Genomic DNA, 26,984 nt, shown 5'->3' on the forward strand with positions numbered 1-26,984 from the left:
ATCCGTTTCTCCATGTCTTTTGCGAAAGGATAAGCCGCAAATGACGACGCCCGCCACCGCCTTTTTGGGCGGAAGCGGGCGGACTGGGTCAGAACGCTACGGCGGCGGGCCGCGGCGCGCTGAAATTTTCAGAAGGCCGTGCTGATCGAGCAGGCGGCTGGACCCAGGATAACGACGAACAGCGTCGGCAGGATGAAGAGAATCAGCGGCACCGTCATGATCGCGGGCAGGCGGGCAGCCTTTTCTTCGGCGCGCATCATGCGTTCGTGGCGGAATTCAGCCGACAGCACGCGCAGCGCCGAGGCAAGCGGGGTGCCGTATTTTTCGGTCTGGATCATGGTGGTGACCACGCCCTTGACCGCATCCAGCTTGACGCGGGTGGCCAGATTTTCAAACGCCATGCGCCGTTCGGTCAGGAAGCTGAGTTCAATCGCCGTCAGCTGAAATTCGTCGCCCAGTTCGGGATAGGCCTTGCCCAGTTCGCGCGCGACCCGGTTGAAGGCAGCATCGACGGTCAGGCCTGCTTCGGCGCAGATGACCAGCAGGTCGAGTGCGTCGGGCAGCCCCTTGCGGATCGCGGCGGAGCGTTTCTGCACCTTGTTGTCGATGAAGATATCGGGCGCCTTGTAGGACAGCAGCAGCGCGACAGCGAAGGCGAAGAAGCGCTTGACCGGACCCCATTCTGGCTCGATGCCCACGCCATAGAGCAGCAACGCTGCGCCGCCGCCAATGACGATCGGCATGATCATGCGGCCAAAAATGACGGCGACGGCCATGTCCTTGGACCGGATACCGGCCTGCGCCAGACGGATCTGCGCATCCTTGAGCTGATCGTCCTGCAAAACCTTCAGGCTCGACAGGAAAGACCGCATATGATCGGTCGTCTGGTTGCGTTGGACCAGCTTGGCGCGGCGCTTGGCGGTCGAGGCGGTGATACCGGCTTTGAGCTGTTCGCGCCGGTCGTTCAGCGCCTTGACCCGCTTGGCCATGGGATCGCGCACGGTCATTACCGCATAGAGCGCAAACAGCATGGCGAGCGTTGCCAGCGCCGCGAGCAGCGTGCCGAAATCGGTGGCGGTCATGCCGAAAAGCGTGCCGGCTGGGGTAGGGGCGTCCATGTCTCTTATCCCCGATCAGATTTCAAAATTGACCATCTGGGCCATGATGAAGGCGCCAATCGCCATCCAGCACATACCCCCGATGCCGATCACCTGCATCAGCGAAAGCCCGAAAATGCCCGCCGGATCGGGCGTGAAGAAGGGGCTCATATAGTTGAAGTTGATGTAGCAGATCATGAAGAACACAAGGAAAGGCAGGCAGCCGATGATGTAGGCGGATGCCTTTGATTCCGACGACATGGCGCGGATCTTGAGCTTCATCTGCGCGCGCTGGCGCAGCACGGTGGCCAGGTTCGACAGGGTTTCGGCCAGGTTGCCGCCGGTTTCCCGCTGGATCGCCAGGGTAATGACGAAGAACTGGAATTCGGGCGTGCCGAGGCGATCGGCGGTTTCCTGAAGCGCCTGCTCCATCGTCTTGCCGATCTTGATCCGTTCGGTGATCAGCTTGAATTCCTCGCCTACCGGCCCTGGAATTTCGCTCGACACGATGCCCAGCGTTTCAGCGATGGGGAGGCCGGAGCGCAGGCCGCGCGTCAGCAATTCGAGCGCGTCGGGGAATTTGGCGTTGAAGCGGTTGATCCGCTGCTTGATCAGGCGGCTGACCCACCAGTGCGGCAGAAACAGACTGGCGGCCAGACCGACCATGACGGCCATGAGGAAGGGGAAGCCACGTACCATCAGCAACGCCGACAGCACCAGGAATATGCCCGCGCTCGCGGTCATATATTGGCTGAGCGTCCACTTCTTGCCGGTCATCCTGATCCGCTTGGTCAGATTTTCCGGGTTGGGGATGAGCGACACCAGCATCTTGGCTTCGACGCCGGTTGTGCGGTTGGAAATCACCTTGCGCATCCGCGCTTCCAGCAGCGCTTCGGCCGATTCGCTGTGGCGGCCCCGGATCATCGCGACCCGGCGCTTGCGCGCCTTTTCCGGCGAAGGACCGGCGAAGGCTATGATGGCAAGACCCAGCAGGGTCGCCACCAGCACCACTATCAGGATGAAATTGCCGTCCATCTGTTCGCCCGTTCCCCAGTCAACGCCGCCGCCCGGTCAGGCGGCGTGCGCGGTCAATCTTCCAGTGCGGCTATCTTGGCCTTGCGGCGCGACGGCATCATGTTGCGGAAATCGCCGATCTTGCCGAGCAGGGAGTCGCCCTTTTTGCGCGCAGCAGCGCCGCCAATAGGAACTTCTTCTGCACTCGCCGCGCCCAGCACCTGATCGAGCAGGGCGATGCAGGCTGCGCCGACCTTGCTGCCCTTGGCGGTTTCCGCCAGCGTCTTGCCAAGCTTCGCCGCCTGTGATCCAATGCGCAGATCGAACGGGATGAGGACGTCGACCTTGCGCTCGATCGATGTCTCGAAATCCTTGCGGCTGATTTCGGGCGAGCCGGGATGGACGCGGTTGGCGACCACCAGCACGCGCGATTGCGGCGCATTGCTCTTGAGCCAGGACAGGATGCGGATGGTGTCGCGCGCTGCGGCCAGCGTCAGTTCGGTCACGACCAACGTGACATGCGCGTCGGTCATCAGATGCGGATGCTGGATCAGCATGTTTCGCGGCAGATCGACGACGCTGCATTCAAACACCTGACGGAATTCTTCCAGCAGCTGGTAGAAAGCGCCGCCATCGGTCAGCATCGGCTGGCTGATCGGCGCTTCGGCCGACAGGATCGCCAGCGTGTCGCTCGCCCGCACCATGGCGCGTTCGATGAACAGGCCGTCGATGCGGCTGGGATTGTCGATCGCGTCGGTCAGGCCACGACCCGGTTCCAGATCCATCGCCAGCGCATTGGTGCCGAAATGGACGTCCAGGTCGAGCAAGGCGGTCGGGCGCTTCTTTTTTTCCGACAGCATCCATGCCAGCGAGGTGGCGATGCTGGACGCGCCCACGCCGCCGCGCGTGCCGATGACCGCGACGGTCATGTGCGGGCGTTCGGGCGCGGCGTCGCGCGGGGCCATGAACACGGCCTGCGCATTGGCGAGGGCATCGCGCAGCTGGTCTGCGCCAAATGGCTTGAGCAGATAATCCTGAATGCCGCTGGCAACCAGGTCGCGATAGAGGCGCACGTCATTGACCTGCCCCGCCGCGATGACCACGGTGCCAGGTTCGCACACTTCGGCCAGGCTGTTAATGTCGTTGAGCGGATCGCCGCTTTCGGACATATCGACGAACAGGATTTGCGGGGACGCGGTGATCGACAGGCTCTGGACCGCATTGCGCATCCCGCCCTTGTTCACCTTTTCCGGTGCCCAGCCCAGTTCGGCACAGACCGACCGGACCAGATCATAGCTATGATCGTCGCAGACGAAGGCGTGAAAGGGATCACGCGGGCCGGTGTGGCCGGGTTTCCATGGCGCGTTCATATCACTGGCCTCCCGCCGTCATTTGCTTGAGATCGCCAGCACCCGTCGGCGGCTTGTCGCGATAGGTGGAAATGGCGCGGTTCGAGGTGGCCGTGCGCAAATTGCTGTCGGTGCCCTGACCCCGGACGAGGTCTTCGGGATTGGCGACCATCGCGGCCAGATTGCTGTTCGTGCCGCAGCCGAAATTGGATGTGGCGCCCAGGTTCATGTCGGTTTCCTGCTTGCTGCTCCAGTCGGGGCAGCCCGGCACGCTGGCGGTGGCGCGGCGCACGATCAGGCGGACGCTGCCCTGCGGCGCGTCGCCAGCGGCAGCCGAGCTGTCGTCGGCGACCAGCAGGCCATGGCGGGCGACGACATCGGCAATCCCCTCACGCAGGCCGGGGCTGTAATAGCCCGCGTCCGTGACGATCGCGACCTGATCACCATAGCCAAGGCCGATGGAAGCGAACCAGTCGTTGAGGCGGCCCGCTTCATAGGCCGACAGCGCGTCGCCGCTGGCCTGCACGTCGAACGTGTAGGCGGCGTAGCTGACGACCGGCTGATGCACCGATTCGACGCTGCGGTTGGGGCTGTCGGTTACGCAGCCGGCGAGCGGCAGCGCCAGTATGGCGATGGCCGTGAGGGTCTTGGCGGACAGATAGGTCATGTCTTTGGTCCTTCCGTCAGAAGCTGAAGCCGGGGGCGGCTTTGCCGGGCTTGCCCGACTTGGCGCCTGGCGTGGCGACCGGCGCAGTGGCGGACGCCTGCGGGCCGGGGGTGACCGGCGTGGGTGATCCGGGCGCGCGGCGCGGCATTTCGCCGCGCTTGCCGCTGATCCCGTCATTGCCCTGCTGGAGCAGCAGCCCCTGGCCGACATTGGCGTTGCGGAAACCGTCGGTCGGCAGGCGCACGTCCGATGCGTTCATCGGCTTCACCAGATAGGGGGTGACGACGATGACCAGTTCGGTCTCGCTGCGCTGGAACTGGCGCGACTTGAACAGGCTGCCCAGGATCGGCAGGTTGCCGATGCCCGGCACCTTGTTGATGCCGTTGCTGGTTTCATTGTTGAGCAGGCCCGCAATCATGAAGGCCTGACCCGAACCCAGCTCCACCGTGGTTTCGGCGGTGCGGCTTTTCAGCGCAGGGACGCTGGCGTTCAGCGTGAAATCCAGGCTGGAGACGGTCGGGCGGACGCGCAGCGAAATGCGGCCGTCGGCCAGCACCGTCGGCGTGAAGGCCAACTGCACGCCATATTGCTTGAATTCGATGCTGTTGCCCTGCGTGCCATTGCTGATCGTGTAGGGATATTCGCCGCCTGCCAGGAAGCTGGCGGTTTCACCCGACAGCGCGGTCAGGTTGGGCTGAGCCAATGTGGTGGCAAGGCCGCTCGATTCGGCCAGGTCCAGCGCACCGGCAATGTCTATACCCAGAATGCGCGCCACGCCACCTAGGCTGTAGCCTCCATCCGTCGGCGCATTGAACGCCCATTCCGCAGGCTTTGTTACAAGCTGCGTTATCGGATCAATCTCAGGCTTTGTATAGTTGAAGAAATTGCGGGTCCCGCCACCAACGAAGCCCTTACTACCCAGGCTGTTATCGACGCTGCCAAAATTCGTGCCGATCTTGTGGCCGACATCCTTGGCGACCTCGGAAATCTTGACCTGGAGCATCACCTGCAAGGGTGTTGCCATGCGCAGGCGGCTGACCACGGTGGTTTCCTTGCCGACAAAGGCCTGCGTCAGCCGTTCGGCTTCGGCCGCATCTTCGGGTGCCTGGATCGTGCCGGTCAAAAGGACCATGCCGTTCATCTTGTTGACCGCGATGTTCGCGCCGGGCATCGCCAGGCGCAGCATGTCGTCGATGCTGGTCAGGTTGTTGCCGACCCGGACCGTGCCCGAAAACAGCACCTTGCCGTTGGGGGCGGTGGCGAACACCGTGGTTTCGCCCGCCTTCTTGGCGATCAGGTAGAGCTGGTTCTGCGAGCGGACATGGACGTCGACCACTTCGGGGTTGCCGATCACCACGTCGGACATCCTGTCCGACAGGTTGACGACGCGGCTGCCGCCGACCGACATCAATATCGCATTATCTTGCGCGCTGGAGGGGGCGGCGTTGAGTGCCGTTCCGGGGACTGCGGCCATGGCAACGGCCAGGCCAAGCGCGATCGCGGGTCCGGCAACCTTGCGCCCGGACAAGTGGAGCATCGACTTCATCTTACTTCCCCCCGACCGGAACTTCGGTCACGCTGGTGCCGCGGGCCACGCGGATGACCGGGCCTTTGACGACGACCGGCGCAGTGATCTGGGCACCAGTGCCAATCATCTGGTTGCCCTGGTTTTCGGCCTTGGCCGGGACCGAGCTGCGCTGGTAGCGCGAGACGTCGGCGCCGGTTGAATAAGTGGAGCCGCGATCGACGGGGCGCGACGCGATCTTGGCGATGATCGCCTTTTCCGCGTTCGGGCTGGCGCCATCGGGCAGGTCAACGTCTGCGCCGGCAATGGCGGCGTCAAGGTCCGACGCGGTATCGGCGATCGAGCGCAGCGACATCGACAGCGATCCGATGGTCTGGGCTACGGCGATCTTTTCCGCGATCTTGGGCGTTACTTCGATCGTGACGTTGGAATAGGTGCGCACTTCCGGCTTCCCGTCCGCGCCCATCGCATCCATGCGCTGGTCGGTGGCAAGAACGCGCAGGTTGCGCAGGATGGTTTCGGAGACTTTGAGCGCTTCGCCATCGCCGCCGCCCGCAACGCTCTGCGTCAGGACCAGGTCGATGCGGTCGCCGGGAAAGACGAAGCCTGCGACCGAGCTTTGCGCCGAGACAGGGACGGTGACCGCCCGCATCCCTGCGCCGAGCGCCGCCGCCAGGAAGCCGCGATCGCCGGGCTTGACCAGGCCGCCCTGGGTCAGCGGCTGACCGGCCGAGATGGCGGTGCGCACGACGCTGCCTGCCAGCTTTACTGGATCAGCCTGACCCTTGAGATAATAAGCCTGTTCGATCAAATCCTTGGGCCAGGGCTGAAAGCGGAAGCTTTCCGCGTCCAGGATGGTGCCGACCGGCAGAGCCTTGGTCGCGACCAGCACATGGGGCTGGTCAGCCTCCACCGGCATCGACGCGGCATTGACCTGCGGTGCGCTGGATGAGCTTAACATGCTGCGCGCAAGCAAGGCTGTAGTGACCGCTATGATAAGCGCTCCAACCAGCAGCACGATTTTCTTGGCATCCATGACGAAATTCGCCTCCCTGTAGTGGGTGCACTGCCCCCAGTGCTTCACTCATCACGTAAATTGGTTAAGATATCGTTGGCCACGGCAGCAGCCACAGCGCCGCGAGCGAGATCGCCACGCCATAGGGGATTTCCGGCTGCCCCAGCCGTCGGGTCATGCGGTGGTGGATGACCGTCACCAGCGTGACCACGCCGCCGAGCAGCGCCATCAGCACGACCAGCGACAACACCGCCTGCCATGGGAACCACAGCGCGAGCGCGGTCAGCAGTTTCACGTCGCCGCCGCCCATCATGCCCAGCGCGAACAGCGCGGCAAACAGGGTGAAGATCGCCGCGCCGACCAGCAGTTGCACCGCCATGTCGGGCCACAGCGCATAGCCATTGGCCAACCACCAGAGCGGCGCGAGGGCCGCGACCGCCAGATTGAGCCGGTTGGAGATGATGCGCGCGCGCAAATCGGTGATCGCCGCCGCGATCAGCAGCGCGCCAAGGGCGCATAGCAGCGCCACCCTGAAATATTCGCCCGTCATGGGATTTGACCCTAGACCCGATGGCTTACCAAACCGTAACCATGACCCGCATGGATTCGCCCCTTTTCAACGCACCGCTGTTCGATCGCCGCGCCTGGCCGATGGGTGGGCGGCTGGACTATTGGACGGCGCCCGACGGCTGGCAAATTCGGCGCTATCAACTGGGCGACGGGACGCGCGGGCGGATGCTGGTGCTGGGCGGTCGCGGCGACATGATCGAAAAATATCTGGAGGTGATCCACCATTGGGCCGAGCGCGGATGGGCGGTCACGACATTCGACTGGCGCGGGCAGGGCGGGTCGGGGCGGCTGACCGATGATCCGATGACCGGGCATATAGGTGATTTTGCCGACTGGATAGCGGACCTGAACGCGCTGGCGGCGGACTGGCGCGCGGAGGGGCGTGGACCCTATGTGATGGTGGCGCACAGCATGGGCGGGCATTTGCTGCTGCGCGCGCTGGCGCAAGGTATGCGATCGCCCGACGCCGCCGTGACGGTCGCGCCGATGCTGGACGTCCATAGCGCGCCCCTGCCGCGCTGGTTTGCGGTCGCGCTGGCCCGCGCCATGCTGTGTCTGGGCCGGGGCGAGCGGCAGGCGTGGACGCAGAAGGAAGGGTCGGAACGGCAGCGGCGGATGCGGCAGAAGCGATTGACCCATGACCCGGATCGCTATGCCGACGAACTATGGTGGCGCGACCATAGCCGTGACATCGCGCTGGGACCGCCAAGCTGGACCTGGGTCAGTCAGGCGCTGGAATCGACGCGGGCCTTGGCGCAGGATGATGCACTGGCGCGCCTTGCCGTGCCGCTGCTGATATTGGCGACCCGTGCGGATCAACTGGTATCCACCCCGGCGATCCGCCGCGTCGCCGCGCGGATTCCGGGCGCGCGGCTGCATATTTACGGGCGGGAGGCTGCGCATGAGATATTGCGCGAACTCGATCCCGTCCGGCTGGATGCGCTCGCCCGGATCGACGCCTTTCTGGATGAGGTGGCGGCGTGAGCCAGGCTGATATCGTCATCGTCGGGGGCGGCATTGCCGGGGCCAGCCTGGGCGCGGAGCTGGCGGCCCATGCGCGGGTCGTGCTGCTGGAGATGGAGGATCGCGCTGGCTATCACGCCACGGGGCGTTCAGTCGCTTTCTGGGAGGAAAGCTATGGCGGCGCGGTGGTGCAGCCTTTGACCACCGCATCAGGGCCGTTGCTAAGCGCGCCGGACCCCGATTTTCATGACGGCAGTTTCCTGTCGCCGCGCGGCACGCTGCATATCGGTCGGGCGAGGGATGAGGGGCATCGCGATGCGCTGATGGCGGAATTTGCGGGCAAGGTGGTGCTGGAGCCGGTCGATCCTGCCGCGCTGGTGCCGGGGTTGCGGTCGGACTGGACCATCGGGTTGATGGAGGCCAGTTGTCAGGACATTGATGTGGCGGCGCTGCATCAGGCCTATCTGCGCCAGTTCCGTCGGCGCGGCGGCGAGGTGCGGCTGGCGACACAGCTGAGCGCCGCGCGGACAGATAGCGGTGGCTGGCAGGTCGAGACGCCGGCGGGGAGAATCGCCTGCGCTGTGCTGGTCAATGCCGCGGGGGCGTGGGCGGATGATGTCGCGCGCGCCTGTGGCGTTGCACCGATCGGCATGACGCCGCTGCGCCGCACGGTGGTGCAGTTGCGTGTGCCGTCCATGCCGTCGCCCGACCTGCCACTGATCATGGACCTGGCCGGGCAATTCTACTTCAAGCCGGAGGGGCAGGGGCGCATCTGGCTGACCCCGCATGACGAGGCGCCATCCCCCCCTTGCGACGCTGCGCCCGAAGAATTGGCGGTGGCGCAGGCGATTGCGCGGTTCGAGGAAGCGGTCGACTGGCCGATCGCCAGGGTCGAGCATAAATGGGCGGGACTGCGCAGCTTCGCGCCGGATCGTGCGCCGGTGTACGGGTTCGATCCTGACGCACCGGGCTTTTTCTGGTTTGCCGGGCAGGGCGGTTTCGGCATCCAGACGGCCCCTGCCGCCGCGCTGCTGGCGGCTGCTCTGGTGCGGGGCGAGGCGCTGCCGGAAAGCGTTGCGGGGATCGCCGCGGCTGCCTATTCTCCGACCCGGTTTCGCTAACGGAACGAGTCTGGAGAACGGTACATGGCGCACAAGTTCGTGATCGAGAAGAACAAGGCTGGCGAGTTTGTCGCCAAGTTCAAATATAATAGCGAAGTGATTTTCTGGACCGAAGGCTATAGCAGCAAGGCAGGCGCGAAAAATGCGATCGAGTCCGTGCTGAAGAACGGGCCGGGCGCGGAGATTGAAGAGGCGGAGTAAGGCTTCCTCCGGTTAGCCGATGAAATAGCGATGTTGGCGTGTTGCAAAAAGCCCATCCTCCCCTTGCAGGGGAGGATTTTGATGCCGGGCTTGTACAGAATAGGAATGCCAACAAAAAAGCCGCCCGTTGCGGGGCGGCTTTTTCATTTGGTCCTTACGGAAAAGCTCAGGCTTCTTCAGCCGGGGCTTCTTCGGTGAACGCGGCGAGATCGCCGGGTTCTGCGTTGGGATCATAATCTTCGGTGAAGCCGGCTTCGTCCTTTTCGAACAGGTCGGCCATGACGTCGACGCCCTGGCTTTGCAGTTCGGCCTCTTCAGGCGAGCGCGCCACGTTCACCTTGATGGTGACGGCAACTTCGGGGTGCAGCGCGACCTTGACGTCGAACACGCCGAGCGTCTTGATCGGGCGTTCCAGAACGACCATCGCCTTGGTGACGATGGTGACGCCCTGCGCCTGCAGCGCTTCGATGATGTCGCGAACCGCGACCGAACCATAGAGCGCACCAGCGTTGGACGACTGGCGGATCAGGACGATCTGCGTGCCATTGACGCTGTCGGCGGCCGCTTCGGCATCCGAACGGCGAGCGGCATTGTCGGCCTCGATCTTGGCGCGGTTGGCCTCGAACACCTTTTTATTGGCGTTGTTGGAGCGCAGCGCCTTCTTGTTCGGCAGCAGGAAGTTACGGGCGTAGCCGTCCTTGACGGTCACGATGTCGCCAATGGCGCCGAGCTTCTCGATGCGTTCGAGCAGAATGATTTCCATGGGGCTTACTCCCTTACTTCACGATGTAGGGCAGCAGGCCCAGATGACGGGCGCGCTTGATCGCCTGCGACAGTTCGCGCTGCTTCTTGGCAGAAACGGCGGTGATGCGGCTGGGGACGATCTTGCCGCGTTCGGACACGAAGCCCTGAAGCAGACGGACATCCTTATAATCGATCTTCGGCGCATCCTTGGCGGCGAAGGGGCAGCTCTTGCGGCGGCGGAAAAATGGGCGTGCCATGATCTATGTCTCCTTATTCGCCAGCGGTTTCTTCGCGGCGCGGGCCACGATCACCACGGTCGCCGCGATCTTCGCGCGGACCACGATCACCGCGGTCACCACGGGGGCCGCGATCGCCACGGTCGGGGCGGTCCTGCTTGCGCATCATGACCGACTGGCCAGCTTCCAGCTCATCGACCTTGACGGTCATGTAGCGGATGATGTCTTCGTTGATCTGGGTCTGGCGCTCCAGTTCCGCGATCACGCCGCCGGGGGCGTCGATGTTCAGCATCACATAGTGCGCCTTGCGGTTCTTGGCGATCTTGTAGGCGAGCGAACGCAGGCCCCAGGTCTCGACCTTGGTCACCTTGCCGTTGTTTTCTTCCACGATCTTGGTGGCGATTTCCGCCAGGGCGTCCACCTGCGCCTGTGCCAGATCCTGGCGCGCAAGGAACACATGCTCATAAAGAGCCATGATTATACCTTCTTCTGTTGGCCGATTGCTGACGCCCACCCCATGTGGAACGCCCCTCCGGCTGTCGTCTTTCATGCTCCGCACACGGGCCGAGTCACCTCTGGCCCGATGCGAAGGCGCGCCTATGGCGGAAAGGCGGGGGAAAGGCAAGGGTGGTGGGCAATAAACACCATCCGTTCGGGCTGAGCTTGTCGAAGCCTTGTCCTTTCTTCTATCCCTGTGGAGAAGAAGGCCAGCACTTCGACAAGCTCAGTGCGAACGGTTGAGAGGGTTAGCTTATGGCAGTCGGCATTGCAGCATTATCCCTCATCCTGCTGATGATCGCCGCCTATCGGGGCATGAGCGTCATCATCATGGCACCGCTGCTGGCGATGCTGGCGGTGTTGCTGACCGATCCCGCCGCAGTGCCCGCTGCTTTTTCCGGCCTGTTCATGGAAAAGGTCGGCAGTTTCCTCAAACTCTATTTTCCGGTGTTCCTGCTGGGCGCGTTGTTCGGCAAGCTGGTCGAGATTTCGGGCTTTTCCCGTGCGATCGTGACGGCGGTGATCGGCATTGTGGGCGCAGGGCGGGCAATCCCGGCGATCATGGCGGTCACCGCGCTGCTGACCTACGGCGGCGTGTCGGTGTTCGTCGCGGTGTTCGCCGTCTATCCCTTCGCTGCCGAGATGTTTCGCCGCGCCGACATTCCCAAGCGGCTGGTCCCGGCGACGATTGGGCTGGGGGCGATCACCTTCACCATGGATGCGCTGCCCGGCACGCCGCAGATTCAGAATATCATCCCGACCAGCTTTTTCGGCACCACCGCCTGGGCCGCGCCGGTGCTGGGGCTGATCGGTTCTGCCTGTATCGCGGCGATGGGGCTGGCCTATCTTGGCTGGCGGCGGCGCGCGATGATGGCGGCGGGCGAGGGCTATGGCGCGCCCGACACGCTGGTGAACGAGCCGGAGCCTGTGGATGACGCGGCAAAGGTGCATCCTTTGGTGGCGCTGTTGCCCTTGCTGGTGGTGGGCGTGGGCAATCTGCTGCTGACGATGGCGATCCCGCGCTGGGTGAGCGGCGATGTCGTCACTTTGTCGCTGGTCGGCATGGCCGAGCCGGTCGACGTCAAGGTGGCGCAGGTGTCGGCGCTCTGGGCGGTCGAGGGGGCGCTGTTGCTGGGTATCGCGACGATATTGCTGTTTGCCTATCGCACCGTGGCGAAACGCTTTGCCGAAGGATCAAAGGCGGCGGTTGGCGGCGCACTGCTGGCGGGGATGAATACCGCGGTTGAATATGGCTTTGGCGCGGTGATCGCGGCGCTGCCCGGTTTCCTGATCGTCAAGGAAGCGCTGCGCGCGATCCCCGATCCGCTGGTCAATGAAGCGATTACCGTCACATCGCTGGCCGGGATCACTGGGTCAGCGTCCGGGGGCCTGTCGATCGCGCTGGCGGCGATGGCGGACCAGTTCATCGCTGCGGGCGACGCGGCGGGCATATCGCGCGAGGTGCTCCACCGGGTCGCGTCGATGGCGTCGGGCGGCATGGACAGCCTGCCGCATAATGGCGCGGTCATCACCCTGCTGGCGGTAACCGGCCTGACCCATCGGCAGGCCTATAAGGATATTTTCGCGCTGACGTTGATCAAGACGGTGACGGTGTTCATCGTGATCGCGGTCTATTATCTGACCGGTCTGGTGTAGCGCGGATCAGGCCGCCGGGCGGTGCAACTCCGCCGATCCCATGAAATGGGCGCGGGTCGAAGGACCGGCGCTGGCCAGCAAGGCGGCGACCACATCCTTCAGATTGTCGGCGGGGCTGAGCGGATCGTCATAGGCCATGGCCCATTGGCCGAACTCGCGGCTGTCGATCGCGCCCTCGCGCAGCTTGACCACGGCGCGATGGCGGCTGTCGCCATGGATGCGGGCAAAGATGCGCTCGACCGCCTCCTTTGGGCCTTCCAATACCTGAAGGAAGCGGCGGGAGTTGAACAGCAACAGGCCAGTGACGTCGTCGCGGCGGTTGCTGATCGCCGATGCGCGCGCGATGGCGGCGCAATCCTGCGGCGTGACCGTTCCGGTGACGGAGCTGATATACATGATCTGATGCAGTGACATAGTCGTTCCCGATGCGCCCCCCGGCTTGGGACTTATGCGGGACAATCCCTTAATATCGGGTATTTAACCTGTGTCAGACGCACGGACACGCAAAAATGCCCCAGGGGAGGAGAGTTCCCTGGGGCATGTTGCAGACTTGAAGGCCTTAACGGATTGCGCCGCCGATGACCGCGCCGATGATGCCGCTGGTGATGGCGATCAGCACCGCGTCATTACCCGACTGGACCCACTGATAGCCGCGCGGCGGGGCGTTCAGGCGATAGCCGCGATAATTGTTGATGACGCGATAGTTGGCTGCCTGGCGCCGGTCGAAGCGCTGGCCCTTGGCCCAGCGATGATTGGCGATGGCCTTATGATTGTTGCGGACATCCTTGCGAACGATGGTCTTCTGCTTGACCACGGTGCGACCGTTGGGCTTTTGCTTGACGACCGTGCGGGTCTGTTCCTGACGATGCGGCTGGCCATAGCCTTGCGCCTGCGCCTGGCTGCTGATGATCGGGCTGGCGACCAGGGTCGTGGTGGCCAGCGCCATGAGGATTTTCTTGAACATGCCTTGCTCCTTTGCCGTGTTTCGGGCGCCCTTTGCGGCGTCGAGAACAGAGATAGGCGGTGCTTGTCGCAGCCATGTGTCGGGGAAGGGCAAAGAGTGTCGGAAATTGTAACAGATTGAAATTTAATATGAATGTCTGTTCATCTTCGCCGATTTCGGCGCCCGCCGTCAGGATAATACCGATCGGGCCTTACGCGCTATTCGTGGCGTAGGGCGTCGATCGGGTTGAGCGCGGCGGCGCGGCGGGCGGGGAAATAGCCGAATACGACGCCGATGACGGCGGAAAAGACGAAGGCGATCAGATTGACCTTCAGGTCGAAGATGAAGGGCACCTGCATCAGCGGGGCTATCGCCCAGGAGGCGACGAGGGCGATCAGCAGGCCGATCACCCCGCCCAGGCAGGACAGCACGATCGCTTCGACCAGAAACTGCATCAACACTTCGCCCGCGACCGCGCCGATGGCGAGGCGGATGCCGATCTCGCGCGTGCGTTCGGTCACCGACACCAGCATGATGTTCATGATGCCGATGCCGCCAACCAGCAGCGATATGGCCGCAACCGCGCCGACGATTTGCGTCAGGATGGTGGTGGTGCCGGTCAGCGTGTCGCTGATCTGCTTGGTATCGAACACGTTGAAATTATCTTCGCCCCCGGCTTTGATCTGGCGGCGTTCGCGCATCAGTGCTTCCAGACTTTGCTGCACCGTCGACGTATCATAGGCATCGTCCACCGCGATCATGATCTGGCTGATGTCGCGATTGCCGGTGAAGCGGCGCTGGACGAATTTGATCGGCATGACGACGACATCGTCCTGATCGCCAAAGCCGCCCTGGCCGCGTGTCGCCAGCGCGCCGATCACCTGACAGGATACGCCCTTGATCCGCATCCGCTGGCCGATCGGGTCGCCGCCTTGGAACAGGTTGGTGCGCACCGTATTGCCGATGATGCAGACCGGGCGACCGGCCTCTTCCTCTTCGGGCATGAACAGGCGACCGCTGGTCACCTTCCAGCTTTGCACCTCGAAATAGGCGGCGGTGGTGCCATAGACGGTGGTGGACCAGTTATTGCCTTCGTAAATGGCAGTGCCGCTCGATTGCGCCATGGGGGCGACGGCGCGCACACCGGTCAGCTGGTTTTCGATAGCGGTCAGGTCCGCCGGTTTGAAGTCTGGTGGACGTGGCCCCCCGCCGCCACGGCCAAAGCCCTGGCCGGGGCGCAATTGCAGCACGTTGGCCCCCAGCGAGCTAATCTGTTCCCGCACCGCCGCGGTCGCGCCATTGCCCAGCGTCACCATGGTGACGACCGCAGCCACGCCGATGATGATACCCAGCGTCGTCAGGAAACTGCGCAGCTTGTGCCGGTTGATCGCGCGGAAGGCGAGGATGATGGTGGTGCCTAGCATGACGATCCTTTCCTTCTCCCTTGAGGGAGAAGGTTGCGCAGACTTGGCAGCTTGCTGCCTAGTCGGAGCTGGATGAGGGTGCTGCGACCTGTCGATGGCGCCCAGCCCCCTCTTCCAACTTCGCCTATCCCGCTGCGCGGGTAAGGCTGCGTATCCTTCTCCCCTAGGGGAGAAGGTTTGACTTGCGCGCCGCTCACGCTGCCAGCCCCTTCTCGACCCGCTCGACCAGCCCGTCGCGGAAATGCACGATGGTGCGCGCGAACGCTGCCATGTCGGGTTCGTGCGTCACCATCAGCACGGTGATGCCGCTATTCCGATTGAGGTCGGTCAGCAATTCCATGATCTCGATCGAGCGTTCCGAATCGAGGTTGCCGGTCGGTTCGTCGGCCAGCAGCACATCGGGGCTGGTAACGATGGCGCGGGCGATGGCGACGCGCTGTTGCTGGCCGCCGGACAGTTCGGCGGGGGTATGATCCCACCATTGTTTAAGGCCCACCTTGTCGAGCGCGGCCATGCCCATGTCGTATCGGGTCTGCTTGTCCTCGCCGCGATAGAGCAGGGGCAGTTCGACATTCTCCAGCGCGCTGGTGCGCGAGAGCAGGTTGAAGCCCTGGAATACGAAGCCCAGATAGCGGCGGCGCAGCAGGGCGCGCTGGTCGCGGTCCAGCGTTTCGACATGATGGCCCTTGAACAGGAACTCGCCCGCAGACGGCACGTCGAGGCAGCCAAGGATGTTCATCGTCGTCGATTTGCCGGAGCCGGACGGTCCCATGACCGCGACGAAATCGCCCTGCGCAATGTCGAGGTCAATGCCCTTCAAGGCCTGAAATTCGGTCGCGCCGCTGCCATAGACTTTGGTGACGCCGCGCAAGGTGATGATGGGATCGGCGCTCATGGCGATCAGGGCTTGGCCGCCACGGGCGCGGTTTGCGGTGGCGCATCGCCCGAATTGCCGAGCTTCCCAACGGTGGCGGGCGTGCCGTCGGTCGCCGGATTGCGCGGCGCGCTGTCCTTGCGCGGCGCGCGCTGGTCTGCGCCATTGCGGGCCTGATCCTCGGCGGGCGGCTGCTGGCCTGCCGCCAGTTGCCCGGTGATGACGCGCATTCCCGGCTTCAGATCGCCGCCGGTAATGACGGTACGCGACCCGTCGCTGGCGCCGACGACGACCTGGATCGCCTTGGGCTTGCCATCCTCACCCACGACATGAACCGTCTGGCTGCTACCCGCGCCAAAGCTGACTTCGCGGGTCGGGCGATTGCCGCGACGGCGGGGCATCAATGTGCTGGCGATGCCGCCGCCTGAACTCGCGCCATTGCTGGGCTTGAAGCGCAGCGCGGCGTTGGGGACGAGCAGCACGTCGTGCAATTCCTGCGTCACGATGTCGGCGGTCGCGGTCATCCCAGGACGCAGCATCTCGTCGCCATTATTGACGGTCAGCACGGCGGTATAGGCGACCACGGTGCCAGACGCACTGCTGGTGGTGCTGGTCGTGGACGAGGATGTGCTGGCGCTGTTCGACCCGACATTGACCCGCGTGACCCTGGCCGGGAAGCTGCGGCCGGGGAAGGCGTCGACGGCGAAGGTGGCGCTCTGGCCGTCCTTGACCTGACCGACATCGGCTTCGTCTACCGACACCTCGACCTCCATCTGGGTCAGATCTTCGGCCAGGGTGAAGAGGACCGGGGCGTTGAGCGAGGCGGCAACGGTCTGCCCCGGCTCTATGTCCCGCGACAGGACCACGCCGTTCACCGGGGACACGATCTGGGCGATCGTCAGGTTGGTCTGGGCGGAGGACAACTGAGCGCGGGATACGTCCACCTGCGCTTGTGCCGACCGCAGCGAAGCAACAGCGCCCTCATAATTGGCGCGGGCCGAATCGATCTCGGTCTTGGCCGGCACCTTGCCGCCCGACAGCTGGAACACGTTAAGCTGCCGGTCGAGCGTTGCCTTGGCCAGCGCGACCTCCGCCTGTGCCTGCGCGACTTGCGCCTGCGACGCCGACAGCTGCGCGCGGTTCTGGTTCACCGTATCGACCAGACGCCGCGTGTCGAGTTCGGCCAGCCGCTGGCCCTTCACCACCCGGTCGTTTACATCGACATAGACGGCGGTGATCTTGCCCGACTGTTCGGAGCCGACATCGACCTGATTGACGGGCTTCAAATTTCCGGTCGCCGATACGCTGACGGTCAGGTCGCCCTTGCGGACCTCGCGGGTCGCATAATTGGGCTGATCCTCGTCCGCGAAACAGCGGCTGACGAGCAGAACGAGCAGCAGCAGGCCAATGCCGACCGCACCGCGCACAGCCCATTTGCGCCACGGCTTGGCCGGTTTCGCGCCCAGAAATGCGTCCAGCGCCGGATCGGTGGTGGTGTCATTGCTCATTCGGGACGGCTTTCCATGCTCTGCCAGCCGCCGCCCAGCGCATTGTAGAGCTGGGCGAGGGCAAGGATTTCGTCCGACCGCGCGCCAGCCAGGCTGTTGCGCGCGTTCAAAAGGGTGGATTCGCTGCTGGACAGCGTCTGGAAGTCGGTCAGGCCCGCCTGATACTGGCTGCGCGCCAGGATCGCGGCATTGTTCGACGCATCATAGGCCGTCGCGAACTCCGCCTTGCGCAAGCGGGCGCTGGTCAGCGACGCCATGGCGTTCTCGACATCCTCCAGCGCGCCCAGCACGCTTTGCTTATAGGCTGCGAACGCGCCGTCGGTCGCGGCCTTCTGCGCGCGGACTTGCGAGGCAAGACGGCCACCGTCGAAGATGGTCTGCGCGACATTGGCGAACACGCCGCCGGTGATCAGGCTGAACAGATCGCTGAACGCGTTGGAGGTGGTGCCGATATTGCCGCTGATGCCGAGCGAGGGATACAGCTGCGCCTGCGCCACGCCGATCCGCGCGGTAGCGGCGGCGAGGTTGCGTTCGGCGCGGCGCACGTCGGGTCGCTGGCGCAGCGTGTCGGCGGGGATGCCGGTGGCGATGTCGATCGCGGCGGTGGGAATGGGGGCGGGGGTTTCGAGCGCGCGGGTCGCAGCGCCCGGCGCTTGGCCCGTCAGCACCGCGATGCGATTGAGGCTGCCGCGCAGGCTGGCCTCGATCTGCGGGATCGACGCGCTGGTCTGCGCCAGTTGCGCGCGTGCCTGCTGTTCATCGAGCGAGGAGACGAGGCCCGCCTGCAACCGCCAGCGGGCAATGTCATAATTATCCTGCTGCACCTGCCGACTGTCGCGGGCGACACGCAACTGCTCCTGCGCCAGCCGCGCCTGCACATAGTTGGTGACGAGTTCGGATATGATCGTCATCCGCACCGTCGCCAGATCATAGCCCGACGCGGCAAGGCCCGCCCGTGCCGCTTCGGCGCTGCGCGACAATTCGCCGAACAGGTCGATCTGCCAGCTGGCGTTGGCGTTTACGGAATAGCTGGACGACCAGTTGCTGGCGCCGGTGCTGATGACATTGCCATTATTGTCGACGCGGGTGCCACCCGCCTGGCTGCGGTAATTTTTGCCGCCGCTGGTGGAGCCGCTGATCTGGGGCAGGAAGGACGCATTGGTCTGCGCCAGCGATTCCCGCGCCTGCCGTAACCGCGCCTGCGCCTGCACGATGTCGAGATTGGCGGTGACGGCACTGTCGATCAGCGCGGACAGAGCGGGATCGTTAAGGCGCGTCCACCATTGCGCAAGCTCTGCATCGCTGACCGGCGCGCCGCTGCCCTGATCATAGGCGGCGGGGATGCCGAGCGCGGCAGGCTGCGGCGCGCGATAGTCCGGCCCCGCTGCACAGGCGGACAGGGCAAGCGCCGTCGCCGTGATCCAGACAATGCGATATCGCACCTTTTCCTTGCACTCCGTCATTGTTACAGGGGCCGTTTCAATCCCCCCGACAAAGGGGGTGGGGTGTCGGATGCCTGCCTGCCGCAGTCATGTGTATGCCTCAATGCCATTTATGTCTCAAAGTGTAACACTATTGAAATTACGCGCTTTTTTTCAGCGCTTGGGTCAGGGGATGACGAATGCGGGCTTTTCTATTTCCGGGGCAGGGCAGCCAATCGGTGGGCATGGGCAAGGCGCTGGCCGATGCCAGTCCCGCCGCGCGTGAGCTGTTTCAGGAAGTCGATGACGCGCTGAAACAAAATTTGTTCCGCATCATGATCGAAGGGCCGGAGAGCGACCTGACCCTGACGGAAAATGCCCAGCCCGCCATCATGGCCAATGCCATCGCCACGCTCCGGGTGATGCAGCGCGAGGGCGGCTTTTCGCTGAGCGACAAGGGTGATTATGTCGCGGGCCACAGTTTGGGCGAATATAGCGCGCTGTGTGCGGTGGAGGCGATGGACGTCGGCACCACTGCGCATTTGCTCAAGCGCCGGGGCTACGCGATGCAGGAAGCCGTGCCGGTGGGCGAAGGCGCGATGGCGGCGCTGCTGGGGGCGGACATTGAAAAGGCGCAGGCTCTGGCCGACGCAGCGGCTCAAGGCGAGGTCTGCACCGTCGCCAATGACAATGACCCAAGCCAGGTCGTCATTTCCGGCCATCGCGGCGCGATCGAGCGGGCCGTGGCGATGGTGAAGGAGCATGGCATCAAGCGCGGCATGTTGCTGCCGGTGTCGGCGCCCTTCCATTGCCCGCTGATGCAGCCAGCTGCTGACGTCATGCAGCAAGCGCTCGCGGAATCCGTCATCAACGCGCCACTGCTACCGGTTTACGCCAATGTACTCGCCGCCCCCATCGCCGACCCGGACGAGATTCGCGCGCGGCTGGTCGAGCAGGTGACGGGCCGGGTGCGCTGGCGCGAATCCGTTGCCGCCATGTGGGAAGCGGGCGTGACCGATTTCGTCGAGCTGGGCGGCAAGGTGCTGGGTCCGATGGTCAAACGCATTGCGCCCGACGCCACCGTGCGCAGCGTCGTGACGATGGACGATATCGAGGCCGCGCTGGGATCGCTGTGAGCGCGGTTCTCACCCAGCGCGACGGGCCGGTGCTGACGGTCACGCTGAACCAGCCCGACCGGCGCAACCCGATTTCCGACCCGGCCATGGTCGATGCGCTGTGCGCGGTGTTCGAGCAAGCCGAGCGTGACATCTCGATCCATGTCGCCATCCTGACCGGGGCGGGCAGCGCCTTTTCGTCGGGCGGTGATCTGAACGCGATGCGGCCCGACGCTGGGGGGCTGCGCGCCGGACTGCCCGCGCAGACGCGCCGCAACTATCGCGCGGGCATCCAGCGCCTGCCGCTCCTGTTCCAGGCGATCGAACTGCCGGTGATCGCGGCGGTCAACGGCCCGGCGATCGGGGCAGGGATGGACCTGACCTGCATGTGCGACGTGCGGATTGCGGGCCAGTCGGCGCGCTTTGCCGAAAGTTTCGTGAAGCTGGGGCTAGTGTCGGGCGATGGCGGCGCTTGGCTGCTGCCACGCATTGTCGGCTTTTCCAAGGCCGCGCAATTGTCGCTGACCGGCGAGACGATCGACGCCGCCGAAGCGCTGCGCATCGGTCTGGTGAGCGATGTCGTGGCGGACGAGGATTTAATGGCCGCGGCGCGTAAACAGGCCGACGCCATCGCCGCCAATCCGCCCCACGCGACGCGCATGACCAAGCGGCTGCTGCGCGCGGCGCAGACGGCGGAGCTTTCACATATATTGGAAATGGCAGGCGCCATGCAGGCGCTGGCCCATGCGACGGCGGACCATGATGAGGCCATCAACGCCTTCTTCGACCGCCGCCCGCCGACTTTCAAGGGAGACTGAACGGCGTAGCGGTGCAATATGGGGCGGCTCGATTTTGTTCACGCGGAGACGCGGAGACGCGGAGACGCGGAGGGAATTTGGTCGAGGCTGCACTTGGGGGCAATGTAAATTTTCGCGCAGAGGCGCAGAGGACGCGGAGAGACGATGAAGCCGATCGATGATATCACGCGGGATGTCATTGGCGTCGCGATGGCTATCCATCGGGATCTGGGTCCAGGTCTGCTGGAGAGCGTTTATGAGACCGTGCTAGCAGGCAAGTTGGCACATATGGGGTATAAGGTTGATCGGCAAAAGCCGATCAACATTGAGTTTGATGGTCTAACATTTGAGGCTGCATTTCGCGTAGATGTCATGATCGATGGCCGCCTGGTCATAGAGATAAAGTCGGTTGATCAGCTTCAGAGAGTTCATGCCAAACAATTGCTGACCTATCTGCGTCTGACGCGGCAATCGGTAGGATTGATCCTGAATTTTGGCGGAGAGACAATGAAGGAAGGCATACGCCGCCTTGTAAACAACCACTTGGACTCTGCGTCCTCTGCGCCTCTGCGCGAACAAATTTAAGGGAGTAAAGGGATGTTCGATCTGACAGGTATGACCGCGCTGGTGACTGGCGCTTCGGGGGGGATTGGCTCTTCCATTGCCAAGGCGCTGGCTGCGCAGGGGGCGACGCTGGCTCTTTCGGGCAGCAATGAGGATAAGCTCAAGGCGTTTGCGGCGGAACTGGGCGGGGATCACAAGACGATCGTCTGCAACCTGTCCGACCCTGCATCTGTCGATGCGCTGGTGCCGCAGGCTGTGGAGGCGCTGGGGAAGATCGACATCCTCGTCAACAATGCCGGCGTCACCCGCGACAACCTCATCCTGCGGATGAAGGATGAGGAATGGTCGAGCGTCATCGCGATCAATCTGGAGGCCGCTTTCCGCCTCTGCCGCGCAGCGGCCAAGCCGATGATGAAGGCGCGCTTTGGCCGCATCATCTCGATCACGTCCGTGGTCGGCGTTACCGGCAATCCGGGCCAGTCCAACTATTGCGCGTCGAAGGCGGGCATTATCGGCATGTCCAAGTCGTTGGGCCAGGAACTCGCCAGCCGCGGCATCACCGTCAATTGCGTCGCCCCCGGCTTCATCCGGTCGGCTATGACGGACGCGCTTAATGATGCGCAAAAGGGAGCGATCCTCCAGAAGATTCCGGCAGGCGATCTGGGCGATGGCGATGATATCGGCGCGGCGGTGGTATATCTGGCGAGCAAGGAAGCCGGTTACGTCAACGGCCAGACGCTGCATGTGAATGGCGGAATGGCGATGATCTGACGCTGGAAAGCCCCTCCCTTCCAAGGGAGGGGTTGGGGTGGGTGGGAGCGAAGCGAGCCTCCGTCGAAGGCACCCACCCCCGGCCCCTCCCTTGGAAGGGAGGGGAGAAGAAGGGATCAAGCGGCTCTCATACGTGCCATGTGACGCTTGATGGGCATCCACGCGCCATCCAGCACCACAGCGCGCCGGCTCGCCAGCGCCAGCACGGCGATGGCGGCGATCAGGTTGACCGGGATCAGCGTCCATTCCGACACGGCCCGCCCGAACAGCGGGGCGATCCACGCATAGGCAAGCCATGTCGGCTCCCAGCGCAGCACGCCTCGTGCCGCCATGTCCGCGGCGATGAAAGCGATGGCGACGCCCAGCAGCACGAAATCATAGTCCAGCACATAGGGCGTGCAGAGCAGAGCGGCGCTCAGGGCCGCAGCGCCGCGCACCGCCATCGACCCGCGCCGCGCCGCCAGCCCCGCCGCGGCTATGGCGAGGGTGGAGACGATTGCCTGCACAGCATAAGCGGCGGAGATCGACCCGCCCCATTGGCGGATGGCGGCGAAGGGGCTCTGGATCTATTCCCATCCCGTCGCACCCGCCTCTATGATGATATGGCGTGTCAGCGGCAGGGACTCGATAAAGGCCTGCCATACCGGCCAGCCCCAGATCGCCAGTGTCAGCAGGCACAGCGCCGTCACGGTCAGCCCCGCCGACAGGAAAGCGCGCATATTCCCCCGTGCCAGAATCAGCACCGGGATCAGCACGGCAAATTGCGGCTTATAGACCAGAGCGCCGAGCAGCATCCCCGCGACCCATGGCCGCCGGTCCAGCAGCAGCATCCCCGCACCCAGCAGGCTGGCGGTCAGAAAGGCGTTCTGGCCATGGCCCAGGCACACCAGCACCACCGGCGCGCCGAGCGCCACCAACATTGCGTCGCGATCGTCGGGCAGGATGCGCCGCACCAATGTCAGGCATAAAGTCAGGCTCAGCCCCTGCCAGATCAGCAGTGCCACGACATAGGGAAATTGCGCCAGCAGCGTGGCGATGATCAGGAAGGGCGGGGGGTAATGCCAGCCGTAAAAGGGGATGGCGTCATCATGATGGACCTGTTTTTGCACTTCATGCTGGGTCGGCCAGTCCCATGCTTGCGGCGCGCGGCCCTGATCGGCCATCTGTCCTGCGGTCCAGACGTTGGAAAAATCGGTTCCGAGCGGCCGCCCCAACGAATCCACCGTGCCATGCGCGGTGGCAAACAGCGTGCAAAGGCCGATGATCGTCGCCGCCAGGACCAGCATCGCGGTCAGCCGGACGCGCGCACGGGTAATGAAGCGGTCGGGGGCTGGCGGCATGATCATGCTCAATCCCTCGCACAAGCCGCTGAAATTTTGGTAAATGAAGCGTTGCCATGGCCCGATTGACGCTATTTTGTTGCGGAATCATTGCCTGGCGCGAATGTGGGGGCTTGGCGGCCTTGCCTCTTGCCTGTATCGGCGCTTGGCACTAGGGCTGCCTTAACAGTTATTCAGACCCACCAACGATACCAGTCAAGAAGGACCACTCATGAGTGAGACCGCGGATCGCGTAAAGAAAATCGTCGTCGAGCATCTGGGCGTTGAAGCCGAAAAGGTGACCGAGGATGCCAGCTTCATCGACGATCTGGGCGCTGACAGCCTCGACATCGTTGAGCTGGTGATGGCGTTCGAGGAAGAATTCGGCGTCGAAATCCCCGACGATGCGGCTGAGAAGATCGGCACCGTCAAGGATGCGATCGACTATATCGACAGCAAGCAGTAAGGCGTATTGCGGCCTGCCCCATGGGCGGCGGGCCGGTAATGCGTTGAGAGAAACGGCTCCTCCTGTCCGGTGATTCCGGGGTGTGGGGAGCCTTTTCGTATCTGGCGCGCCGTTCACAACTGTCGCACAAGCGGCTAAGGGAACGGCCAGGCGCCAACAAGGAATTTCGGAGCTAGCATATGCGTCGTGTCGTCGTAACCGGTCTTGGCATGGTGACCCCGCTGGGCGGAGATGTCGAAACCACCTGGAAAAACATCATCGCGTCCAAATCCGGCGCGGCGACGATCACCCGGTTCGACCCCACCGACTATAAATGTCGCATCGCCTGCGAAGTGAAGCCCAAGGACCATGAATACGGCTTCGACGCCAATCTGGAGGTGGATCACAAGGTCCAGCGCCAGGTCGATCTTTTCATCGTGTTCGGCATTGCGGCGGCGAGCGAAGCGCTCAAGGATGCGGGCCTGCTCAACATGAGCGAGACGGAGCGGCTGCGCGCCGGTTGCTCGATCGGTTCGGGCATTGGCGGCCTGCCGGGCATCGAAAGCGAATCGCTCGTGCTGGCGAACAAGGGACCAAGCCGGGTCAGCCCGCACTTCGTCCATGGCCGCCTGATCAATCTGATTTCCGGCCAGGTCAGCATCAAATATGGCCTGATGGGGCCTAACCATGCCGTCGTCACCGCTTGTTCGACCGGCGCCCATTCGATCGGTGACGCCGCGCGGATGATTGCGATGGACGATGCTGACGTCATGCTGGCGGGCGGCGCGGAAAGCGCGATCTGCCCGATCGGCATCGCCGGCTTCTCGCAGGCGCGCGCGCTCTCGACCGGCTTCAATGACGATCCGACCCGCGCCAGCCGCCCCTATGACGTCAACCGCGACGGCTTCGTCATGGGCGAAGGCGCAGGCGTGGTCGTGCTGGAAGAATATGAACGGGCCAAGGCGCGCGGCGCGAAAATCTATGCAGAAGTGCTGGGTTACGGCCTGTCGGGCGACGCCTATCACGTCACCGCCCCGCATCCCGAAGGCTCCGGCGCGTTCCGCTCGATGGCGATGGCGCTCAAGAAATCGGGCCTCGCACTCGAAGATATCGACTATGTGAACGCCCATGGCACATCGACCCCGCTGGGCGACGAGCTGGAACTGGGCGCGGTCCGCAAGCTGTTCGGCGACCAGATCAGCGCCATGTCGATGAGTTCGACCAAATCGGCGATCGGCCATTTGCTGGGCGGCGCGGGCGCGGTGGAAAGCATCTTCTGCATCCTGGCCATGCGCGACGGCATCGTGCCACCGACGCTGAACCTGGATGAACCGAGCGAAAGCTGCAAGGGCGTCGACCTGGTCCCCCATGTCGCCAAGCAGCGCAAGGTGCGCGCGGTGCTGAACAACTCGTTCGGCTTTGGCGGCACCAACGCCTCGTTGATCATGAAGGCGCTCTGAAGAAGTAAAATCCTCCCCTGATAGGGGAGGTGGCAGCACGAAGTGCTGACGGAGGGGTGTCACCCTCTCGATAGGGCGACACCCCTCCGTCTGGCCTTCGGCCATCCACCTCCCTTTAACGGGGAGGATCGCATATAGCATTTTTTGGTCGGGCGGTTGTGATGATGGCGAGACGATCCGGCGCAAATCCCATGCAGAAGCTTGGCTGCATCATCTTGGCTGTCGGCCTGGCCGTTGCGGCCTTCATCGCCTTTCGTTTCGTGGCTGGTTGGACCGAGCAAGGCCCGGCGAAACAGGATGTCAGCATCGTCGTGCCGGACGGGGCGACGCTGTCGGATGCCGCGGTGCTGCTCAAGCGGTCGGGCGCGGTACTGTCCGCCGATGCCTTCCTGACGCGGGCGAAGATATTTGGCGGCGGCACGTCGATCAAGGCGGGCGAGTTCGTCATCCCGGCAGGCGCCAGCAACAGCGATATTCTGTCGATCCTGCAAGGCGGCAAGACGCTCACCCGCCTGATCACCATTCCCGAAGGGATGCCGTCGATCCTGGTGCATGAGCGGCTGATGGCCAATGACCAGCTGACCGGCGACATCAAGGTGCCGGAGGAAGGCAGCGTGCTGCCCGACAGCTATGCCTTCGACAAGGGCGAGCGCCGCGCGGCGGTGCTGGCGCGGATGCAGGCGGCGATGGACAAGGAACTGGCCAAGCTCTGGGCCGAACGCGCGCCCAACACGGTCGCCAAAAGCCCGCGAGAGGCGATCATCCTGGCCAGCATCGTCGAAAAGGAAACGGCGCTCCCGTCCGAACGACAGATGGTCGCGGGCGTCTATAGCAACCGGCTGCGCACCAACATGATGCTCCAGGCCGACCCCACGATCATCTACCCGATCACGCGGGGCAAGCCGCTGGGCCGACGCATCCGCAAATCGGAAATTGCGGCGGTCAACGACTATAACACCTATGCGATGGTCGGCTTGCCCAAGGGACCGATCGCCAATCCGGGCCGCCTGTCGATCGCCGCCGTGTTGCACCCGGCCCAGACCAAGGCGCTCTATTTCGTCGCGGACGGCAAGGGCGGCCATATCTTCGCCGATACCTACCAGCAGCATAATGAAAATGTGCGCAAATGGTTCGAGATCAGGCGATCGCGCGGCGAACTATAAAGCTGCTGTCATCCTGACGAACGTCAGGATCCAGGGCGTCGGAAGGCCATGCGGGCCGCTCTGGATCCCGCATCAAGTCCGGGATGACGGACGTGTTTTACCCGAAAACCCCCTTCGCCTTCATCGCCCGCGCATAGAGCAGTTGCGCAACCCCCGCGACAAAGATCAGCGCAGGCACCAGCACCGCGTCCCATCCCTCCACCGCCAGCATGTCAGTCGCCAGGAAATTCTGCGCGAACAGCAGGATGATCGCCACCAGCGACAGTGTATAGACCGGCACCGCCAGCGCCTTCTTCATGAGCAGCAGCACCGCCCCCAGCGTCCCGGCACCTACGGCAAGCGCGAACACGGCCCAGACCCAGCCGGGCATCTGGCCATAGACCCGCGCGCTATCGGGCGCGGTTCTCGCCAGTTCGTCCATGTCCATCGCATATTGGGCGGCAAAGGACATGCCGCCCAGCAGGTTCCACGCCAGCGCGGCGAGACCAACGGCCCAAAAAGAACGCGGCGTCTGCATGATCCAG

29 protein-coding genes and 1 pseudogene are annotated in these 26,984 nt (G+C 63.8%); 11 read left to right on the plus strand and 19 right to left on the minus strand.

Annotated elements, in window-relative coordinates:
- Nucleotides 1-128 precede the first annotated feature (128 nt).
- The 7 genes and pseudogenes from ACODSR_RS00285 to ACODSR_RS00315 form a co-directional block, all read right to left on the minus strand.
- Nucleotides 129-1,118 (minus strand): type II secretion system F family protein, encoded by a 990-nt coding sequence (locus tag ACODSR_RS00285; RefSeq protein ID WP_489072630.1) that lies wholly within the window; start codon nt 1,116-1,118, stop codon nt 129-131.
- A 15-nt stretch (nt 1,119-1,133) separates the two neighbouring features.
- Nucleotides 1,134-2,132 (minus strand): type II secretion system F family protein, encoded by a 999-nt coding sequence (locus ACODSR_RS00290; protein WP_489072632.1) that lies wholly within the window; start codon nt 2,130-2,132, stop codon nt 1,134-1,136.
- Between the two features lie 53 nt (nt 2,133-2,185).
- Nucleotides 2,186-3,481 (minus strand): pilus assembly protein CpaE, encoded by a 1,296-nt coding sequence (locus tag ACODSR_RS00295; RefSeq protein WP_489072634.1) that lies wholly within the window; start codon nt 3,479-3,481, stop codon nt 2,186-2,188.
- Nucleotide 3,482: 1 nt separating this feature from the next.
- Nucleotides 3,483-4,127 carry a CpaD family pilus assembly protein gene (locus ACODSR_RS00300; RefSeq protein ID WP_489072636.1) on the minus strand — a complete coding sequence of 215 codons (645 nt, stop codon included), beginning with the start codon at nt 4,125-4,127 and terminating at the stop codon, nt 3,483-3,485.
- A gap of 16 nt (nt 4,128-4,143) precedes the next feature.
- Nucleotides 4,144-5,673 carry a type II and III secretion system protein family protein gene (locus tag ACODSR_RS00305; RefSeq protein ID WP_489072638.1) on the minus strand — a complete coding sequence of 510 codons (1,530 nt, stop codon included), beginning with the start codon at nt 5,671-5,673 and terminating at the stop codon, nt 4,144-4,146.
- A 1-nt stretch (nt 5,674) separates the two neighbouring features.
- On the minus strand, nt 5,675-6,688 hold the full coding sequence (gene cpaB, locus ACODSR_RS00310) for a Flp pilus assembly protein CpaB (protein WP_489072640.1): 1,014 nt from the start codon (nt 6,686-6,688) through the stop codon (nt 5,675-5,677).
- A gap of 51 nt (nt 6,689-6,739) precedes the next feature.
- Nucleotides 6,740-7,217 (minus strand): annotated as a pseudogene (locus ACODSR_RS00315) (A24 family peptidase).
- Between the two features lie 41 nt (nt 7,218-7,258).
- Here ACODSR_RS00315 and ACODSR_RS00320 point away from each other — a divergent pair.
- From ACODSR_RS00320 to ACODSR_RS00330, 3 genes are read left to right on the plus strand one after another with little or no spacing between them, the layout of a single operon-like run.
- Nucleotides 7,259-8,221, plus strand: coding sequence for an alpha/beta hydrolase (locus ACODSR_RS00320; RefSeq protein ID WP_489072642.1), 963 nt, complete (start codon nt 7,259-7,261; stop codon nt 8,219-8,221).
- Complete coding sequence (locus ACODSR_RS00325) at nt 8,218-9,321, plus strand: NAD(P)/FAD-dependent oxidoreductase (RefSeq protein ID WP_489072644.1); 1,104 nt, start codon at nt 8,218-8,220, stop codon at nt 9,319-9,321. The genes ACODSR_RS00320 and ACODSR_RS00325 overlap by 4 nt, the downstream gene beginning before the upstream one ends.
- Before the next feature lie 24 nt (nt 9,322-9,345).
- Nucleotides 9,346-9,522 (plus strand): YegP family protein, encoded by a 177-nt coding sequence (locus tag ACODSR_RS00330; RefSeq protein WP_489072646.1) that lies wholly within the window; start codon nt 9,346-9,348, stop codon nt 9,520-9,522.
- Nucleotides 9,523-9,688: 166 nt separating this feature from the next.
- Here the strand turns inward: ACODSR_RS00330 and rplI are convergent, their stop codons facing one another.
- From rplI to rpsF, 3 genes are read right to left on the minus strand one after another with little or no spacing between them, the layout of a single operon-like run.
- A complete protein-coding gene (gene rplI / locus ACODSR_RS00335; protein ID WP_119744142.1) occupies nt 9,689-10,285 on the minus strand; it encodes a 50S ribosomal protein L9 in 597 nt (198 codons plus the stop codon).
- A 13-nt stretch (nt 10,286-10,298) separates the two neighbouring features.
- Nucleotides 10,299-10,523: a 30S ribosomal protein S18 gene (gene rpsR / locus ACODSR_RS00340; protein ID WP_006950194.1), complete on the minus strand. Its 225-nt coding sequence runs from the start codon at nt 10,521-10,523 to the stop codon at nt 10,299-10,301.
- Between the two features lie 13 nt (nt 10,524-10,536).
- Nucleotides 10,537-10,977 (minus strand): 30S ribosomal protein S6, encoded by a 441-nt coding sequence (gene rpsF, locus ACODSR_RS00345; RefSeq protein WP_489073136.1) that lies wholly within the window; start codon nt 10,975-10,977, stop codon nt 10,537-10,539.
- Between the two features lie 278 nt (nt 10,978-11,255).
- On the opposite strand from rpsF, the gene ACODSR_RS00350 reads away from it, so the two are divergent.
- A complete protein-coding gene (locus tag ACODSR_RS00350; RefSeq protein ID WP_489072648.1) occupies nt 11,256-12,656 on the plus strand; it encodes a GntP family permease in 1,401 nt (466 codons plus the stop codon).
- Between the two features lie 6 nt (nt 12,657-12,662).
- Here the strand turns inward: ACODSR_RS00350 and ACODSR_RS00355 are convergent, their stop codons facing one another.
- From ACODSR_RS00355 to ACODSR_RS00380, 6 genes are all read right to left on the minus strand, one after another.
- A complete protein-coding gene (locus ACODSR_RS00355) occupies nt 12,663-13,070 on the minus strand; it encodes a BLUF domain-containing protein (protein WP_489072650.1) in 408 nt (135 codons plus the stop codon).
- A gap of 145 nt (nt 13,071-13,215) precedes the next feature.
- Nucleotides 13,216-13,620, minus strand: a complete 405-nt coding sequence (locus ACODSR_RS00360; protein WP_489072652.1) for an RcnB family protein — start codon at nt 13,618-13,620, stop codon at nt 13,216-13,218.
- Between the two features lie 197 nt (nt 13,621-13,817).
- On the minus strand, nt 13,818-15,023 hold the full coding sequence (locus tag ACODSR_RS00365; RefSeq protein ID WP_489072654.1) for an ABC transporter permease: 1,206 nt from the start codon (nt 15,021-15,023) through the stop codon (nt 13,818-13,820).
- A 193-nt stretch (nt 15,024-15,216) separates the two neighbouring features.
- The gene (locus tag ACODSR_RS00370; protein ID WP_489072656.1) at nt 15,217-15,918 is read right to left on the minus strand and encodes an ABC transporter ATP-binding protein; all 702 of its coding nucleotides are present in this window, start codon (nt 15,916-15,918) and stop codon (nt 15,217-15,219) included.
- A 5-nt stretch (nt 15,919-15,923) separates the two neighbouring features.
- Complete coding sequence (locus ACODSR_RS00375; protein ID WP_489072658.1) at nt 15,924-17,405, minus strand: efflux RND transporter periplasmic adaptor subunit; 1,482 nt, start codon at nt 17,403-17,405, stop codon at nt 15,924-15,926.
- Entirely contained in the window at nt 17,402-18,868 is a 1,467-nt protein-coding gene (locus ACODSR_RS00380; protein ID WP_489072660.1) for an efflux transporter outer membrane subunit, read from the minus strand. Before ACODSR_RS00380 ends, ACODSR_RS00375 begins: the two co-directional genes overlap by 4 nt.
- A 158-nt stretch (nt 18,869-19,026) precedes the next feature.
- Between ACODSR_RS00380 and fabD the strand changes: the two genes are divergently transcribed.
- From fabD to fabG, 4 genes are all read left to right on the plus strand, one after another.
- Nucleotides 19,027-19,962, plus strand: coding sequence for an ACP S-malonyltransferase (gene fabD, locus ACODSR_RS00385; protein ID WP_489072662.1), 936 nt, complete (start codon nt 19,027-19,029; stop codon nt 19,960-19,962).
- On the plus strand, nt 19,953-20,759 hold the full coding sequence (locus tag ACODSR_RS00390; RefSeq protein ID WP_489073138.1) for a crotonase/enoyl-CoA hydratase family protein: 807 nt from the start codon (nt 19,953-19,955) through the stop codon (nt 20,757-20,759). Before fabD ends, ACODSR_RS00390 begins: the two co-directional genes overlap by 10 nt.
- A gap of 144 nt (nt 20,760-20,903) precedes the next feature.
- Nucleotides 20,904-21,323: a GxxExxY protein gene (locus ACODSR_RS00395; RefSeq protein WP_489072664.1), complete on the plus strand. Its 420-nt coding sequence runs from the start codon at nt 20,904-20,906 to the stop codon at nt 21,321-21,323.
- Nucleotides 21,324-21,335: 12 nt separating this feature from the next.
- Nucleotides 21,336-22,073 carry a 3-oxoacyl-[acyl-carrier-protein] reductase gene (gene fabG, locus ACODSR_RS00400; RefSeq protein ID WP_294131028.1) on the plus strand — a complete coding sequence of 246 codons (738 nt, stop codon included), beginning with the start codon at nt 21,336-21,338 and terminating at the stop codon, nt 22,071-22,073.
- A 116-nt stretch (nt 22,074-22,189) separates the two neighbouring features.
- Here fabG and ACODSR_RS00405 read toward each other — a convergent pair whose 3' ends face one another.
- Both ACODSR_RS00405 and ACODSR_RS00410 read right to left on the minus strand, forming a co-directional pair.
- Entirely contained in the window at nt 22,190-22,579 is a 390-nt protein-coding gene (locus ACODSR_RS00405) for a hypothetical protein (RefSeq protein WP_489072666.1), read from the minus strand.
- A 60-nt stretch (nt 22,580-22,639) separates the two neighbouring features.
- On the minus strand, nt 22,640-23,419 hold the full coding sequence (locus ACODSR_RS00410; protein ID WP_489072668.1) for a glycosyltransferase family 87 protein: 780 nt from the start codon (nt 23,417-23,419) through the stop codon (nt 22,640-22,642).
- Nucleotides 23,420-23,624: 205 nt separating this feature from the next.
- Here ACODSR_RS00410 and ACODSR_RS00415 point away from each other — a divergent pair, with 205 nt between their 5' ends.
- The 3 genes from ACODSR_RS00415 to mltG all read left to right on the plus strand — a co-directional run bounded on the left by ACODSR_RS00415 (nt 23,625) and on the right by mltG (nt 26,460).
- Nucleotides 23,625-23,858 (plus strand): acyl carrier protein, encoded by a 234-nt coding sequence (locus tag ACODSR_RS00415; protein ID WP_006950224.1) that lies wholly within the window; start codon nt 23,625-23,627, stop codon nt 23,856-23,858.
- A 179-nt stretch (nt 23,859-24,037) separates the two neighbouring features.
- Nucleotides 24,038-25,297 carry a beta-ketoacyl-ACP synthase II gene (fabF, locus tag ACODSR_RS00420; protein ID WP_489072670.1) on the plus strand — a complete coding sequence of 420 codons (1,260 nt, stop codon included), beginning with the start codon at nt 24,038-24,040 and terminating at the stop codon, nt 25,295-25,297.
- Between the two features lie 191 nt (nt 25,298-25,488).
- Complete coding sequence (mltG, locus tag ACODSR_RS00425; RefSeq protein ID WP_489072672.1) at nt 25,489-26,460, plus strand: endolytic transglycosylase MltG; 972 nt, start codon at nt 25,489-25,491, stop codon at nt 26,458-26,460.
- 97 nt (nt 26,461-26,557) lie between these two features.
- Here the strand turns inward: mltG and ACODSR_RS00430 are convergent, their stop codons facing one another.
- On the minus strand, nt 26,558-26,977 hold the full coding sequence (locus ACODSR_RS00430) for a sugar transporter (RefSeq protein WP_489072674.1): 420 nt from the start codon (nt 26,975-26,977) through the stop codon (nt 26,558-26,560).
- Nucleotides 26,978-26,984 lie beyond the last annotated feature (7 nt).

It is taken from the genome of Sphingobium sp. FG125 (genome assembly GCF_057809795.1).